13 protein-coding genes and 5 pseudogenes are annotated in these 14,968 nt (G+C 64.0%); 7 read left to right on the forward strand and 11 right to left on the reverse strand.

The genetic code is table 11. The features are described 5' to 3' along the window. From ASG62_RS27635 to ASG62_RS16015, 6 genes and pseudogenes are all read right to left on the reverse strand, one after another. Positions 1-399: pseudogene (locus tag ASG62_RS27635) on the reverse strand (homoserine dehydrogenase); the annotation flags it as partial. After that, positions 321-689: a hypothetical protein gene (locus ASG62_RS27640; RefSeq protein ID WP_057180506.1), complete on the reverse strand. Its 369-nt coding sequence runs from the start codon at positions 687-689 to the stop codon at positions 321-323. The pseudogene ASG62_RS27635 and the gene ASG62_RS27640, both read right to left, overlap by 79 nt. 73 nt (positions 690-762) lie before the next feature. Beyond that, the gene (locus ASG62_RS16000) at positions 763-1,701 is read right to left on the reverse strand and encodes a sugar-binding transcriptional regulator (protein ID WP_056695036.1); all 939 of its coding nucleotides are present in this window, start codon (positions 1,699-1,701) and stop codon (positions 763-765) included. A 105-nt stretch (positions 1,702-1,806) separates the two neighbouring features. Then, the gene (locus tag ASG62_RS16005) at positions 1,807-2,796 is read right to left on the reverse strand and encodes an ABC transporter permease (RefSeq protein ID WP_056695038.1); all 990 of its coding nucleotides are present in this window, start codon (positions 2,794-2,796) and stop codon (positions 1,807-1,809) included. 103 nt (positions 2,797-2,899) lie between these two features. Next, positions 2,900-4,390 carry a sugar ABC transporter ATP-binding protein gene (locus tag ASG62_RS16010; protein WP_056695039.1) on the reverse strand — a complete coding sequence of 497 codons (1,491 nt, stop codon included), beginning with the start codon at positions 4,388-4,390 and terminating at the stop codon, positions 2,900-2,902. Between the two features lie 92 nt (positions 4,391-4,482). Beyond that, positions 4,483-5,430: a substrate-binding domain-containing protein gene (locus tag ASG62_RS16015; protein WP_056695041.1), complete on the reverse strand. Its 948-nt coding sequence runs from the start codon at positions 5,428-5,430 to the stop codon at positions 4,483-4,485. Here ASG62_RS16015 and ASG62_RS26610 point away from each other — a divergent pair. From ASG62_RS26610 to ASG62_RS16035, 5 genes are all read left to right on the forward strand, one after another. Then, positions 5,429-5,572 (forward strand): hypothetical protein, encoded by a 144-nt coding sequence (locus tag ASG62_RS26610; RefSeq protein ID WP_156382196.1) that lies wholly within the window; start codon positions 5,429-5,431, stop codon positions 5,570-5,572. The genes ASG62_RS16015 and ASG62_RS26610 overlap by 2 nt on opposite strands. Before the next feature lie 222 nt (positions 5,573-5,794). Continuing rightward, a complete protein-coding gene (locus ASG62_RS16020) occupies positions 5,795-6,829 on the forward strand; it encodes an alcohol dehydrogenase catalytic domain-containing protein (protein ID WP_056695043.1) in 1,035 nt (344 codons plus the stop codon). Between the two features lies 1 nt (position 6,830). Beyond that, positions 6,831-8,462: a glycerol-3-phosphate dehydrogenase/oxidase gene (locus tag ASG62_RS16025; protein WP_056695044.1), complete on the forward strand. Its 1,632-nt coding sequence runs from the start codon at positions 6,831-6,833 to the stop codon at positions 8,460-8,462. Positions 8,463-8,524: 62 nt separating this feature from the next. Further along, on the forward strand, positions 8,525-9,478 hold the full coding sequence (locus tag ASG62_RS16030; protein ID WP_056695046.1) for a carbohydrate kinase family protein: 954 nt from the start codon (positions 8,525-8,527) through the stop codon (positions 9,476-9,478). 93 nt (positions 9,479-9,571) lie between these two features. Continuing rightward, on the forward strand, positions 9,572-10,003 hold the full coding sequence (locus ASG62_RS16035; RefSeq protein ID WP_082537237.1) for a helix-turn-helix domain-containing protein: 432 nt from the start codon (positions 9,572-9,574) through the stop codon (positions 10,001-10,003). On the opposite strand, the pseudogene ASG62_RS16040 reads toward ASG62_RS16035, so the two are convergent. From ASG62_RS16040 to ASG62_RS16060, 5 genes and pseudogenes are all read right to left on the reverse strand, one after another. Further along, positions 9,964-10,996: pseudogene (locus ASG62_RS16040) on the reverse strand (IS3 family transposase); the annotation flags it as partial. The gene ASG62_RS16035 and the pseudogene ASG62_RS16040 overlap by 40 nt on opposite strands. Before the next feature lie 74 nt (positions 10,997-11,070). Beyond that, positions 11,071-11,224 (reverse strand): annotated as a pseudogene (locus ASG62_RS27645) (transposase); the annotation flags it as partial. 66 nt (positions 11,225-11,290) lie between these two features. Continuing rightward, positions 11,291-11,563: pseudogene (locus tag ASG62_RS27410) on the reverse strand (transposase); the annotation flags it as partial. Position 11,564: 1 nt separating this feature from the next. Beyond that, positions 11,565-11,756, reverse strand: a pseudogene (locus tag ASG62_RS27415) (transposase); the annotation flags it as partial. Between the two features lie 174 nt (positions 11,757-11,930). Continuing rightward, a complete protein-coding gene (locus ASG62_RS16060) occupies positions 11,931-13,184 on the reverse strand; it encodes a sensor domain-containing diguanylate cyclase (protein ID WP_056695153.1) in 1,254 nt (417 codons plus the stop codon). A 329-nt stretch (positions 13,185-13,513) separates the two neighbouring features. Here ASG62_RS16060 and ASG62_RS16065 point away from each other — a divergent pair, with 329 nt between their 5' ends. Together ASG62_RS16065 and ASG62_RS28095 are read left to right on the forward strand one after the other, a co-directional pair. Then, complete coding sequence (locus ASG62_RS16065) at positions 13,514-14,206, forward strand: OmpW/AlkL family protein (protein ID WP_056695151.1); 693 nt, start codon at positions 13,514-13,516, stop codon at positions 14,204-14,206. Between the two features lie 420 nt (positions 14,207-14,626). Then, positions 14,627-14,911: a transposase gene (locus ASG62_RS28095; RefSeq protein WP_082537249.1), complete on the forward strand. Its 285-nt coding sequence runs from the start codon at positions 14,627-14,629 to the stop codon at positions 14,909-14,911. The last annotated feature ends 57 nt before the right edge of the window (positions 14,912-14,968 follow it).

The following is a 14,968-nucleotide window of genomic DNA, read 5'->3' on the forward strand; positions in this document are numbered from 1 at the left end:
CGTCGCGTCGAACTTCAGCGGGTTGTTCTTGCCCTTGCCGGCGCAGACGATGTCGAAGCCGAGCGACTGGGAGAAGCCGACGATCTCGATCGTCGCGGCGGGCTCGTCGCCGGCCGCGCCCGTGTAGACGACGCCGGCCTTCGCGGCCTCCTCGCGCAGGAAGCGCCCGATCGTGATGTCGGCCTCGACGTTCAGCATGACGACATGCTTGCCGTTCCGGAACGCCTCCAGCGCGATCAGCGTGCCGACATTGGGATTACCGGTCGCGTCGATCACGACGTCGACATGGCCGGAGGCGCAGAGCGCCTTGTAGTCCTCGGTCAGCGCGACGCGGCCGCTCTCGATGGCGCGGTCGATCTCGGCCGCGCTGGAGGCGCGCGAGAAATCGGAGCGGCGCAGAGCGCCTTGTAGTCCTCGGTCAGCGCGACGCGGCCGCTCTCGATGGCGCGGTCGATCTCGGCCGCGCTGGAGGCGCGCGAGAAATCGGAGCCCGCCATCTTCAGCGCCGCCTCGGCGCCGGCGATGTTCAGCTCCGACAGCGCGCCCAGGCGGACGCCGGGCATGAGGCCGAGCTGGACCACCATGTCGGTGCCCATCTGGCCGGACCCGGCCAAGCCCACCGTGACGGGTCCATGCTTGTCGGCATAGGCATTGAGCTCGGCCGCGAGGCCAACGTGAAGAAGCGTCATCGAATATCCTCCCTGTCATTCCGATACATTTGTTCTCGGATATTAACAATAGTACAGATGCCAGTTTCTATCTCTACCCGACGTCGAGAAGCCGCTCGGCCGTACGCTCGTCGGTGACGAGGATGTCGGGCTCCAGAAGCCGCATGGCCGCACGGATGGCGGGAAACTTCGACCAGCCGCCGGAGGCGAGAACCGTGCGGCGGGCCTGCGTCAGCTGCCTGGGATCGACAGCCAGAACGCGGTCGTTGACGGAATGGTCGAGCACGACACCGTCGGCGTCGATAAAACGACAGAGAATATCTCCGACGGCGCCTGCCCGTTCCAGCGAATCGAGATCGGCTCGCTCCAGAAGCCCGTATTGGACGAAGATCGAATCGCGCGTGAAGTCGCCGACGCTGCAGATGGCGAGGTCGAGCCGGTCGGTGCGCCGGAAGACCTCGGCGATGCCGCGATGGGCGACGAGCGCGTCGCGCGTCGCGCGATCAGGTGCGAAGACAGGGCAGGCCAGCATGTAGCACTCGCCGCCCAGCCGGTCGGCGAAGCGCCAGGCGAATTCCGACGGGTTGGACAGGCTGACATGGGTGAGGCCTCCGAGCATGGAGATGGTCGTGGAGCGCGCGTGCCCCATCGGCAGGAGGCAAGGCAGGCTGGAGGAGAGCGTGCGCCCCCAGCCGAGGCCGATCGTCATCCCGTCGAGGAGAAGATCGGGCAGGAGCTGGCCGAGCGCCGCGCCGATGATCGCGGGCACGCGCGCCTCGTCCTGCGGGTTCGGCACGACGACGACGCGCTCCATGTCGAAGCGGGCGCGGACCTCGCGCTCGAGCTTGGCGCTGCGGGCAATGGGCGAGGTCACGCGGATCTGGACCGTACCGTCGTCGCGCGCCGCCGCCAGCATCCGCAGGACCCGCGTGCGCGTGAGGTTGAGGACCTGCGCGACCTGATCCTGCGTCAGCCCTTCCATATAGTAGAGCCAGGCGGCCCGGGCCTTGATGTCTTCGCTTTCACTGGCCAACGGGGATCCTTTCACCGGGGGAGACGCGCCCGACGGTCATAGACCGTTCGCACGCGCACTCTACACCCCCTTGGCCGTCCATCATGCGAAGCAGTTGCAGCCCGCTCAGCCGCGATGCCGGCGCGCCAGGTCGACGAGAATGGCGACGAGAACGACGAGGCCGACGATCACGCGCTGCCAGAAACCGGAGACGTTGAGGAGCACCGTGCCGTTGGCGAGCATGGCGAGGAGGAGCGCGCCGAGGACCGTGCCGACGATCGTGCCCTGGCCACCCCGCAAGGACGTGCCGCCGATGATCGCGGCCGTGATCGCCTGAAGCATCCAGCCTTCACCGACCGAGGGCTGGCCGGCATCCATGCGGCTGGCATAGAGCATGCCCGCCAGCGCCGCGAACATGCCGGCCAGGCCGTAGACGAGAAGCTCGACGCGCCGGATGCGAATGCCGACGAGCGTCGCGGCGTCGCGATTGCCGCCGATGGCGAAGATGTTGCGGCCGAACTTGGTGTGGCGCAGCATCCAGATGAGGATCGCGGAGGCGACGAGGAAGATCCAGACAGGCACGGGCAGCCCGAGCAGTTCGCCCTGCCCGAAGACGCGGAACTGCGCGCCGAGGGGACGGATGGGATAGCCTTCGGTGATGACGAGGGTGAGCCCGGCGAAGATCTCGCCGGTCGCGAGCGTCACGATGAACGGGTTCAGCTTGAGATAGGCGATGAAGAAGCCGTTCACGAGGCCGAGACAGAGCCCGAAGCCCGCCGCCAGGGGCAGAACCAGATAGGGATGCACGCCGACGGCGGTGAGCAGCAGCGAGCCGATGATGGCCGAAAGCCCCGCCGCCGTTCCGACGGACAGATCGATGCCGCCCAGCAGCAGAACGAGCGTCTGCCCGAGCGCGACGAGGCCGACGAAGGCGGCGGCGCGCGCGACGACGGTGAGGTTGTAGCTCGACAGGAAGTTCGGGGCCGCGATCGACAGGAGGATCGCGAAGGCCACGAGCGCGATCAGGATGCCGCTCGCTTCCCAGGACTTGAAGCGCGAGAGCACGGAGGGCGGCGCGGCGCGGCGGCGGCCTTCGGCAAGAGCGGTGTTCGTCATGGCGCTGCCTTTCTGATGGGATGGTCGCACCCGGCGCCTCTTCCGCGCTGGCCGGATGTCGGCGGCCGGAGTTTCGGAGGCGGGGTCGCGGGAGAGGGTCGGGTCAGCTCATCGCCAGTTGCAGGAGCTGTTCCTGCGTCATGTCCTCGGTCCGGGGCGTGCCCTTGACCCGCCCCTCGTGCATGACGACGATCCGGTCGGAGACGTTCAGGACCTCCTCCAGCTCGGATGAGATGTAGATGATCGACAGGCCCTGCCGGGTCAGGATGTCGAGCACGCCCTGGATCTCGGACTTGGCAGCGACATCGATGCCGCGCGTCGGCTCGTCGAGAATCAGGATGCGCGAATTGCGCGACAGCCAGCGGCCGAGAATGACCTTCTGCTGGTTGCCGCCGGAGAGGCTGGTGATGGGATCGCCGGGCGAGCCGATCTTGATACGGAGCTTGTCGACATATTCGTCGACGCTGCGCGCCATCGCGCCGAAATCCATCCAGGCGGGACCTCGAAACCGGTCGAGGGTCGCGATCGTCAGGTTCTCGGCGATCGAGAGAAGGGGAAAGATCCCCTCCTGCTTGCGCTCCTCGGGAAGATAGACGAGCCCGCGCGCGATCGCCTCGGCCGGCTCACGGACCGGGCGGGCATCGCCGAAGATCTCGACCGTTCCTCCTTGAGCCCGCGTCAGCCCGAAGATGCACTTGGCGACCTCGGTCCGCCCCGCCCCGATCAACCCGGACATGCCGAGCACCTCGCCCTCGTGGAGCTCGAAGGAGACGTCCTCGAACTCGCCGGCGCGGGTGAGGCCGGAGACCTTGAGGACGACCGGCCGGTCTTCCAGCCGGCGTGGCTGGTGGACGGAGAGGACGACGTCGCGGCCCGCCATGAGCGAGACCATGTCCGTCTTGGTCGCTCGCCGGGGGTCTAGCTCCCCGACATGGGCGCCGTCCCTGAGGACGGTGATCCGGTCGGCGAGCATCAGGATCTCGTCCAGGCGGTGCGAGATGTAGAAGGCCGAGCCGCCGCCCCCGCGGAACCGGCGAATGAAAGCGTAGAGCTGGTCGGTCTCGCGCGTCGTCAGCGCCGCCGTCGGCTCGTCGAAGATGAGGATGCGCGCGTTGGTGGCCACGGCGCGCGCGATCTGGACGAGCTGCTGCTGCGCCTTCGACAGCGTCTCGACGCGGGCCTCGCCGTCGATCTGGTCGTCGACCGCATGGAGATGGCGCAGCGCTTCCTCGCGCGTGCGCCGCCAGTCGATGCGCAGCCCCTGCGTCACCTCGGCTCCGAGCAGGATGTTCTCGCAGACCGAAAGCGCCGGAACGAGGTTGATCTCCTGCGGCGCGATGGCGATGCCGGCGCGCTGCGCCTCACCGGGCGAGTGGAACTGCGCCTCCGCGCCGTCCACGAGGAGCATGCCGGCGCTCGGCCGCAGGCGTCCGCAGATGAGGTTCATCAGCGTCGACTTGCCCGCGCCGTTCTCGCCGATGATCGCATGGACCTCGCCGCGACGCAGCGTGACGCTGACATCGCGCAGGGCCTGCACCACGCCGAAGCTCTTGGACAGGTTCCGCGCCTCGAAGCCTTCGACGACAGCGTTCATCTCGATCCCCTCCCCTTCCCGACGGAGCGGGCGAACGCGCTTTCCGCCCCCGCCCGCCTGCACCCGCCCGCACCGATCGGTCGGTCGATCGCTTACATCGAGTCCTTGGTGATCAGCCGCGAGCCCGTGTTGTGGTCCATCGGGATCGTGTGGTTCTGGTTCATGGCGACCAAGTACTTGACGGCCCAGTAGCCGATATCCCACTGGCGCTGGGCCTTCAGCGCGGTGATCACGCCGGACTTCACGAAGTCCACGGCCTCCGGCAGGTCGTCCATTCCCACGACCGCGACCGTTCCGGCCTTGCCGGCGTTCTGCACGGCTCTCGCGATGCCGATCGGGTTGGAGGCGTTGGAGCCGAAGAAGCCCTTGATGTCGGGATGGGCCTGGAGCGCGTTCTCGGTGAGGGAGACCGCATTCTCCAGAACGTCGTCGTCGGGCTGCTCGAAGACAACCTTCACGTTCGGGAAGGCTTCCAGCGCCTTCTTGAAGCCCTTGATGCGCTCGACATGGTCGGTCGCGGTCAGCGAGCCCGAGAGAATGCCGACGTCGCCCTCGCCGCCGATGTGCTCGGCCAGGAATTTGCCGAGGTCGTAGCCGTCGCCGAAGCTGTCCTTCTGGCCGACGAAGGGGAAGTCGGGCGAGCAGAAGGAGTTGAAGGTGATCGTGTTGACGCCCGCCTCCTTCGCCTCGCCGAGGAGCTGGACGTTGGTGGCCTGGTCGAGGCAGGCAACGGCGAGCCCGTCGGGCTGGCGGCCGATATTGGCCTCGATGCGCTGGTTCTGATCGGCGACGTCGGCCTGCGGCGGCTGGTCCCAGATCATGTTGATCTTGATGCCGCTCTTGGCGAATTCGTCGACGGCGTACTGGCCGCCCTGGCGCACGACGTCGTACCAGGGATGGATGACCTTCGGGATAAAGACGAAGGTCAGCTCCTTGTCGATCGGCTTGATCAAAGCCTCCTGGCTCTGGGCCAGAGCCGGCAGCGCGGTGCCGAGAAGCGAGCAGCCAATGACGGCGGCCGACAGAATTCCAATACGCATGTTCGACTTCCTCCCGAAGCGGGCCAGCGCCCTGATGCCGACGGATGTTCGCCATCCGACGCTCGCAGCGACCGTCTCCCACGGCCTCCGGATGGCGCAGATGATCAGCTTGCGGCGGGAGATCGTCAACACATTTGTTTAATTCTTCTATATTTTGTTCAAAACGAGTCGCTTGCCGATAGGCAAGTGCTACTTCCATTGGTCCAAGATCGGCAGTTCTCACCTGCGAGAGCGCTGTTCTGCGCCGGCCTATCCTTCGAAGAGAAGCTGATCGCTTAGAACATTTATGATTTGCAAAACACAAAAACCCTGTCTACCACTCTCGAAAGCGCCGGCGTTGGCGCTGGTTCGAGGGATTTGACCCATGAAAGCCGCCCTCCTGCGCGCGCCCAACGACGTGCTTTTCGACGACGTCGCCGATCCTGTGCCCGAGCGGGGCGACCTCGTGCTCCGTGTGCGGGCCGCCACGATCTGCGGCACCGACATCCGCATCGTTTCTGGGCGCAAGACGATGGGCGTCCGATACCCCTCCGTCCTCGGACACGAATTCTCCGGCGAGATCGTCGACAATGGCGGCTCCGCCCGCTTCAAGGTCGGCGACGCCGTCTGCGTCGATCCGGCCATTGCCTGCGGCCACTGCGATTACTGCCGGCGAGGCGCGGAAAACCTCTGCGCGAACCTTACCGCGATCGGCTACGAGCTCGATGGCGCCTTCGCCGAGTATGTCCGCATTCCGAGCCGGGCACTTGAAACCGGCAACGTCTTCCCGATGCCCGCTGACATTAGTTTCGAGGAAGCCGCGCTTGCCGAGCCCCTCGCATGCGTTCTCAACGGGCAGGATAGAGTTGGCGTTGAGCGAGGGGACGTCGTCGCCATCCTCGGCTCTGGACCGATCGGGCTTCTTCACGTCAAGGTCGCGCGCCTTTCTGGCGCGAGCCGCATCATCGTGTCCGAGCCGAATGTGGATCGACGTGCGGCGGCCCTAGCCGCTGGCGCCGACATCGTAGTCGACCCGACATCCGAAGACCTCAAGGAGATCGTGCGAGGCATGTCGGGCGGGATCGGTGCCGATGTGGTGATCGTCGCCATCGGTGTGCCTTCGCTTGCGAACGATGCGCTCAGCCTCGTGCGCCTGCGCGGTCGTGTCAGCCTGTTCGCCGGATTTTCGAAAGGCGAGATGGCCGCGCTCGACGTCAACGCCATCCACTATAACGAACTGATCGTCACCGGCTCATTCGGCCTCACACGACTCCAGTTCGAGAAGTCCTTGAACCTCATCGCCTCGGGCCAACTCGACACGAAGCCTTTCCTGACCCATCGCTTCGCCCTCACCGCGATCGGCGAAGCACTGGCAACGGCGGCCCGGGGCGATGCGATCAAGGTCGCGATCGTATCCTGAGATGAACGCATCCGCCGCCTTCCCGACGGGATCACGTCATTTCGACGTCGTCATCATCGGCGCCGGGATCAACGGCGTCGGCACGTTCCGCGATCTCTGCCTGCAAGGGGTGGACTGCCTTCTGGTCGATCGGGCCGACATCTGCTCGGGCGCCAGCGAGGCCTCGTCCCGGCTGATGCATGGCGGGCTGAAATATCTGGAGACGGGAGAGTTCCGGCTGGTGCGCCAGTCCGCCGAGGAGCGCAATCTCCTCCTGCGCAACGCGCCCCATTTCGTCAGCCCCCTCGAGACCGCCCTGCCCATCCGCTCCTGGTTCGGCGGCATCGTGCCCTCGATCCGGCGCTTCTTCGGCCTGTCCGCGCGCCTGACCGATCGCGGCGTCCTCATCACCAAGCTCGGGCTGACGCTCTACGACATTTTCGGCCGGCGCTTCCGCGCCATGCCGGCGCATCGCTTCATCGGCCGCCGGCGGGCGCGGCGCGAACTGCCGGGCCTCCATCCCGCCATCTCGGCGGTCGGCCTCTATTACGAGGCGCGGCTCGACCATGCCGAGCGGCTGGGCCTGGAGCTCGTCGAGGACGCGCTCGCCGACCATCCGTCGAGCGAGGTGCGCACCTATGCGAGCGTTCGGCGCGGCGCCGACGGCGGGATCGAGATCACCGATGCGCTGACCGGCGAGACGCGCCGGATCACGGTCGATATCGTCGTCAATGCTAGCGGCGCCTGGATCGACGGCGTCAACGCCGCGCTCGGCCTCAACAGCCGCCACATGGGCGGCACCAAGGGCTCGCATGTCGTGGTCGACAATCCCGCGCTGCTCGCCGCGCTCAGCGGGCGCATGGTCTATTTCGGCTCGGCCGACGGACGGGTCAATCTTCTCTATCCGTTCAAGGGCCGGGTCCTCATCGGCTCCACCGACATTCCCGTCGCCGACCCCGACACGGCCGAAGCCAGCCAAGCGGAGACCGACTATCTGATCGGCGTCGTCGCCGAGGTCTTTCCCGATATCGAGGTGCGGCGGGACGAGATCGTCTTCGCCTTCTGCGGCGTGCGCCCGCTTCCGCGGGCCGATGTCGAGGACCCCGGCGCCATCAGCCGGGATCATTCCATCGCGGTGGACAAACTGCCTGGCACAGAGGTGCCCGTCCTCTCGCTGATCGGCGGCAAGTGGACGACCTATCGCGGCTTTTCGGAAGAGGCGGCGGACCGCGTCCTCGCCCATCTCGGGCGCACGCGGCGCGCATCGACCGCCGACCTTCCGATCGGCGGGGGCCGGGACTATCCATGCGACGCGGCGGCGCGCGAGCGGCTCGTCGGCGATCTCGCCCGCACGGCCAAGGCCGACGGGGAGGTCGGCGAGCGGCTTCTGAAGCGCTACGGCACGCGCGCCGCCGACATCGCATCGGCCATCGGCGCATCGGACGGGCGGCGGCTCGCGAGCCTGCCCGACCACCATGTCGCCGAAATCGGCTGGATCGCCGCCAACGAGCGCGTCCGCACCGTGGAGGACATCCTGCGCCGACGCACCGACATCGCGCTCAGCGGTCTCGCCACACCGCAGGTGCGTGCCGAGGTGGAGGCGATCTGGGCGGAAGTCTCGGCGAGTGCGCAGCACCACACGCTCGCCTCTTAGACGCAATCGCAGGGAACGACCGGATCGGGACGGGATCCGCGCAATACGGGAGGAGAGACACCATGGGTTACGACTACACGTCCATCGGCTTCTACACGTTCGACTGCCTCGGACGGCCTGTCCGGGACATTCCGCCGGGCGGGGGCACGCTGTTCATCGACGAGATCGAGATGGCCGTTTCGGGCGCGGCGGGCGCGGCGGTGATCGCCGCCGCCAAGCACGGGCTGAAATGCCTTGCCGTCGGCGGCGTCGGCGACGACCTGATGGCCGACTGGGTGCTGCAGCGCCTCCAGCACTTCGACGTCGATGTCTCGATGATCCAGCGCCTGACGGGCGTCGGCACCTCATCCTCGATAGTCTTGACGCGCGCCGATGGCTCGCGGCCCGCTCTCCATATGCGCGGCGCCACCGGTGCCTTCGAGATCGCGGAGGCCGATTTTGACCGGGTGCTCGACGCCAAGGTGGTCCATATCGGCGGCGTCGGCCTGATGGACAAGATGGACGGTGCGCCGAGCGCACATCTTTTTGCTGAGGCCAAGAAGCGCGGCGCGATCACGACGGTGGACGTCTTCGCTGCGGCCGAAAAGGATCTGGCCAATGTCGTCGGCCTCCTGCCGCACACCGACTATTTCCTCCCCTCGATCGAGGAGGCACGGGTGCTGTCGGGCCGCGAGGATATCGAGGACGTCGCCGGCTTCTTCCTCGACAAGGGCGTCACCTGCTGCATCCTGACGCTCGGGGAGAACGGCGCCTATTACCGCCATTCCAACGGCGATCGCTTCCTGATGCCGGCCTTCGACATCGAGATGGTCTGCTCCTGCGGCTGCGGCGACGCCTTCAATGCCGGCATCGCGACAGGCCTCGTGCGCGACATGGACCCGGAAAGCATGGTGCGCTTCGCACAGGCGACCTCCGCGCTGAACGCCACCGGGCTCGGCAGCCAAGCCGGCGTCACTTCGTTCGACCATACAGTTGCCTTCACCCAGCACCGGACGAAAGCGGCTATAGGGTCGTAACGTTGAACGTTCATCCCGACTAGAGCGTTTTCCGGCCTTGTATAGTCTTGCCGTCATTTGTGATTCCCTTCATCGATCGGAAGGGAGTGTTGGATGGCGAGAGCTTTGTCGATTGATCTTCGGCATCGGGTGTTGCGAGCGATGCGCGAGGGCGCCTCGACCCATGCGGCGGCCGAGCGGTTCGGGATCGCAATTGCCACGGCGGTGCGCTGGCGCTCGCAGGATCGGGCGGGCCGCAGCCATCCCCTGCCGATGGGCGGGGACCGCCGCTCGGGCCGCATCGAGGCGGAGGTCGAGTTCCTGCAAAGTCTGGTCGACGGTCAGGACGACATCACGCTGCACGAGATGCAGCGGCGCCTGGCCGACGAGCGCGGGCTGAAGGTTGGGATCGGCACGCTCTGGCGCTTCTTCGACCGCCATGGGACAGAGGTGGTCCTGTTTTTCGGACCATCCGGCGGCGGATTTAGAGTGGAACGCGGTTGTGGTTATGCCGCCCGTTTTTCATCGGCCCAGCTCATCGCGTAGGCTTCGTTCGGTGTCGCGTCTCGCAGGCTCGAATGCGGTCTCTCGGCGTTGTAGTAGCTGATCCAAGAGCCGATTTCGCGCCGAGCTTCGGAGCCGGTCTCGAACGCGTGCAGATAGACGCATTCGTATTTRAGCGACCGCCAGAGACGCTCGATGAACCGATTGTCGATCCAGCGACCACGGCCGTCCATCGAGATCCTGATCCCGGCCGCCTTCAGCTTGTCGGTGAAGTCGGCACTGGTGAACTGCGAGCCTTGATCAGTGTTGAATATTTCCGGTTTGCCGAATTGGACTATGGCTCCTCCAGAGCCTCGATGCAGAAGCCGGCGTCCATCGTGTTCGACAGTCGCCATGCCAGCACCTTCCTGGTCGCCCAATCCATGATGGCAACGAGATAGAGAAAGCCTCTCCGCATCAGGATGTAAGTTATGTCCGTGCACCAGACGTGGTTCGGCCGTTCGATCGTCAGATCCCGCAAAAGATAGGGGTAAATCCGGTGCTGTGGRTGCGGCTGGCTGGTGCRCGGCGCCTGGTAGATCGGCGACAAGCCCATCTTGCGCATCAGCCGCCCAACGCGATGACGCCCAGCGAGATGGCCCTGCCGATGCAGCCAGCGAGCCATCTGCCGAGAGCCATACCAGGGTGTCTCCAAAGACTGCTCGTCGATCTGTCGCATCAGGGCGAGGTTCTCGGCGCTCTCGCCCGCCGGCATGGCATAGAGCGTCGAGCGCGTCAGAGACAAGAGACGGCACTGGCGCCGGACGCTGAGACGAGGATGGTTCTTCTCGATGCCCGCCTGCCTTCGATCCCGGCTCATCGACGACAAGCCTTCTGCATCGAAGGGGAGACCCGTGGCTCCCCGAAGCATCCCGTTCCACAACCAGTTGCCCGATCTTGGCGTGGAGCTTCTCGAATTCCGCGTCGCGATCACGGGCCGTCTCTGCAACGCCGCCCCCAAACGCTGTCGCCATGTTCTCGATGGCCAGGCGCTTCNTTGGCGTGGAGCTTCTCGAATTCCGCGTCGCGATCACGGGCCGTCTCTGCAACGCCGCCCCCAAACGCTGTCGCCATGTTCTCGATGGCCAGGCGCTTCTATTGACCGACCACGTTCGGATGCACCCCGTGCTTCTTGGCCAGTTCGGCCAGCGTCAGCTCGCCACGGATCGCATCCAGCGCGACCTTGGCCTTGAACTCCGCGGAATACCGCGCCCTCTTCGACATGCTCGGATCGTCCCTATTAGCAGGCGATCCACTCTAAACACTGGTCCGAGTTTCGGGACCACCTCTCATCGCCTGCCCCAAATCATCGACGCGACGGGTGGAGACGCCGCTGATCCAGGCCTCTTGAATGACGGCGACGACCGCCTTCTCCGAGAGCTTCCTCGGCTCCAGGAACGGCGGAAAGTAGCTGCCCTGCCGGAGCTTGGGAATGCGAAGCTGCAACGAGCCGAGCCGGGTATTGAGCGAGCGGTCCCGATAGCCATTGCGATAGGTCGCCCGCTCCACCGTTCGTTCGTGACGCCCGGCGCCGATCACACCCTCCACGTCAGCCTCCATGATNGAGCGAGCGGTCCCGATAGCCATTGCGATAGGTCGCCCGCTCCACCGTTCGTTCGTGACGCCCGGCGCCGATCACACCCTCCACGTCAGCCTCCATGATGAGCTGCATCACGCTCTCGGCGATCGTCCTCAGGAAATCGCCGTCGCCCGCCTTCGCTAGAAGCTCGGCAAGCGGTAATCTGTCCTCGGTCATCGGGTTCTCCGGTCAGGTTGAAGCTTCGCAACTCCACCTTAGCCGGCCAATCCGGTGGCCACCTCCGTCACACCGTTTGACGTCTGAATTTCCACCACGAGCGCGGACACTACCCGCCGCCATCCGCATCTGGATCAATGCGTAATAAGTCCGCTGCCTAACACTGGCCGGATTTTACTCCGCCGCACTCGGCATCATGCCGGCGCTCCCCTGGCCTCGTTTGTCACCGCCGTGCACTGCTGCTGTGGAAATCAGGTTGCTCACGTTTCTGCGGAAAGGCGTGCTGCAGATCCTGTTGCGCCCGCTTCTTTTGGCTTCGTAGAGAGCTGTATCGGCCCGTTTGGTTGCAGGCTCGAATTCGGACGCGATCAGCGGCATTTCGCTGACGCCGACACTGACCGTCAGCGCAATCTTTTGTCCACTGGGAAGCGCGAACGGCTCGGTTTGGACCGCGTGCCTCAGTCGTTCTGCGATGGTCGCGAGCATTTCGGCGTTGGCCTCAGGCAGGATAGCCAGGAACTCTTCGCCGCCCCAGCGAGCAATGATGTCGTCCTTTCGCAGAGCGCGGCGAAGGCGCTGAGCGAAGGCGACGAGGACGGCATCGCCCGCATCATGCCCATGCGTGTCATTGACCGTTTTGAAATGGTCGATATCAGCGAGGAAGAGTCCGGAGAGCTGCTCCGGCGGCCTTTCACGTTTATGTTTTTCAAGCTCTGCCTGCAGTCCGCGGCGGTTCATGAGCCCCGTCATTGGGTCGGTCGTGGAAATCTTCTCTATGGTGCGGACTGCCCGTTCCTTCGCCATCGCGATATACCCAAAATAGACCAGGATGCCAGCAGCCTGATCAACAACCATCGAGATCATCGCGCTGTCAGATGAGTTCATCGGGAAGTCGGTTCCAATCAGTAAAATCAGAGTGGCCATCAACATTGCCGCATAGCTGCCGAGCGTTGCAGACACGATATACGCGGCCCAAAGCCGCTGATCGGCTGGCCGGTTGACCGCTTCGTAGGCGCCGAAGGCTGCATAGATACTGCAAAGGACGAAGACCCCAGCCAACGCCGTTCTCATCGTTATGCCAACGCTTAAAGCCGCAATATAGGAAAGGCCCGGCAACAGGATCACAAGACCGATGACAGGAAGCCTGACCCGCCGCTCGTTGAACAAGCGCAGGCCGCTCCAGGAAAGAACCAAGCTGGCGGCATAGAAGGTATAGATCGTCAGCGCCTCGTAGAACGTCAGCCATCTTGATACGGGCACGTCTGCCATAAGGACAGATCCGATCATGGAGGACACGATCGCGCCGATCCAATGCCACAGGCAGAGTTCTTTCGGTTGCCGTAGAGCGACGATCACGAAGACTACGAGATAGGCAGCGCGACCGAGCGCACTCGATAGCTGAAGCGTCTCAAGATCCAGCTGCATCATAGGCGACCTCATTCTGACACTAGGTCAGGGCGTTTTGCGAATGGGTTTCACTGCAGCCGCGAGGCTGATTGACCGTGAACCTGCCTTCGCGTCAGGCTCGGGAAAGTCTCTCATTCTACAAGAGTGTTTATAAGGGCAAAATCATAAGCGATCGGTAAATTAATAGAAATTTTACATCGATTAGAAATGTACATAGTGAGCAAATCGGTGAAAAAATTATAGAAATCTATTTGGATCTTTGTCGATCTGCATAGATCAGGCGTTTAGATTTTGAGCGTGTCCCCGTTCTGCATCAGCCGGCCTCGCGATGAGCACCAGAAGCGATCTTAATGACCCAGAAGCTCCATTCCCTTGCACTGATCATTGTGCTTCATGGCGCGGCCACCGTTTGGTCTGAGGCCAAAGCTGCGGATGCAGCCGTGCCTATCGGATCCGACACTGCGCCCACAGCGGAAGCAGTGGGACTTCACGCGGGCAACTGGCTGGTTCGGGCGCGCATCGCCGGCATCTTTCCGGTCAAGGAAACTTCTTCGATCGCGCTGATTGGTGGGCAGATCAAGACGCCGGATATGGTGATTCCTGACCTGCAGATTGCGTACTTTCTGATGGACCACATCTCCATAGAAGGTCAGGGTGGCGTCGTTCCAACACGTCCGAAGATCGCGGGCTCTCTCGTGGGCCATTTCGAAATCGGAAACATATTGAGCGCAGCAGCGAGCGCATCGCTGCAGTACCACTTCCTGCCGGACGCCCGCCTCAACCCCTACATGGGAGCGGGCGTAAGTTATTCGACCCCGATTTCCATCAAGCCTGCCGAGGGCATCACGGACTTCGACGTGAAGGCGCAGATGAGCATCATGTTGCAAGCTGGAGCGGATTATCAGATCTCGGGAAACTGGTTCGGCAACGGTGTCGCTAAGTACATCTTCGTGCCGGAACAGGTGTATACGAGCGAAAGTACGAAGTTCATATCTGATTCGGATATAGTGTTCGTTGGCGCGGGGATCGGCTACCGCTTCTGACTCATCGCTAGCAAATGCCGCATTCCGCCATAAACGTCGTTAGAACGACGCTTCCTACCGCGTATGGTCAGTTGCGGAGGAACATCTCTCCGCTGTGCGATCGGCAGTGAAGAGCGCCGTTGACTCATATCGCATCGGCGATCCCGGACCCTTATCAGTATGAGTCGCTACACCTATGATGTTGCAGCGATCGGAGCGCATGTCGCTCAACGTGCTGTCGAAACGGATACGCCAAGTTGTGATCGCGACGACGGCGATGGTCGTGTCCGTCAACGTGGTGGGAATTGGGTGTAACTGAAGCGGCTCCGTCTCAGGCGGCTGCGGTGAAAATCCGTAAGCCTCCCTCGAGCCTACCTTTGTGATCTGGATAATCGGGACGAAGCTTCGAAGCTAGTTTCGCAATCAGCTTCGAAGCCAGAGATGCCGCGACTTGAGATTTTCACAGGAGCCGAGCGTCGTCGACGCTGGCGCGAGGCCGACAAGCTGGCGGTGCTGGAGGAGGCTTCAAGACCTGGGATCAGCGCGGCGTCGGTGGCTCGGCGGCACGATATCCTTCCCCAGCAGATCTATCGCTGGCGTCGCCAGTTCGGTTGGGGCCGCCATGGCGGGAACCGAGGGTCGGGCGCTTCCGCGTCTCCGCTACCGGTTTCCTTCATGCCTCTGAGAGGTGGTCCTGTTTTTCAGACCATCCGGCGGCGGATTTAGAGTGGAACGCGGTTGTCTTTATGCCGCCAATTTCTCATCGGCCCGGCTCATCGCATA

Source organism: Aureimonas sp. Leaf427, from assembly GCF_001425485.1.
GTDB lineage: Bacteria > Pseudomonadota > Alphaproteobacteria > Rhizobiales > Rhizobiaceae > Plantimonas.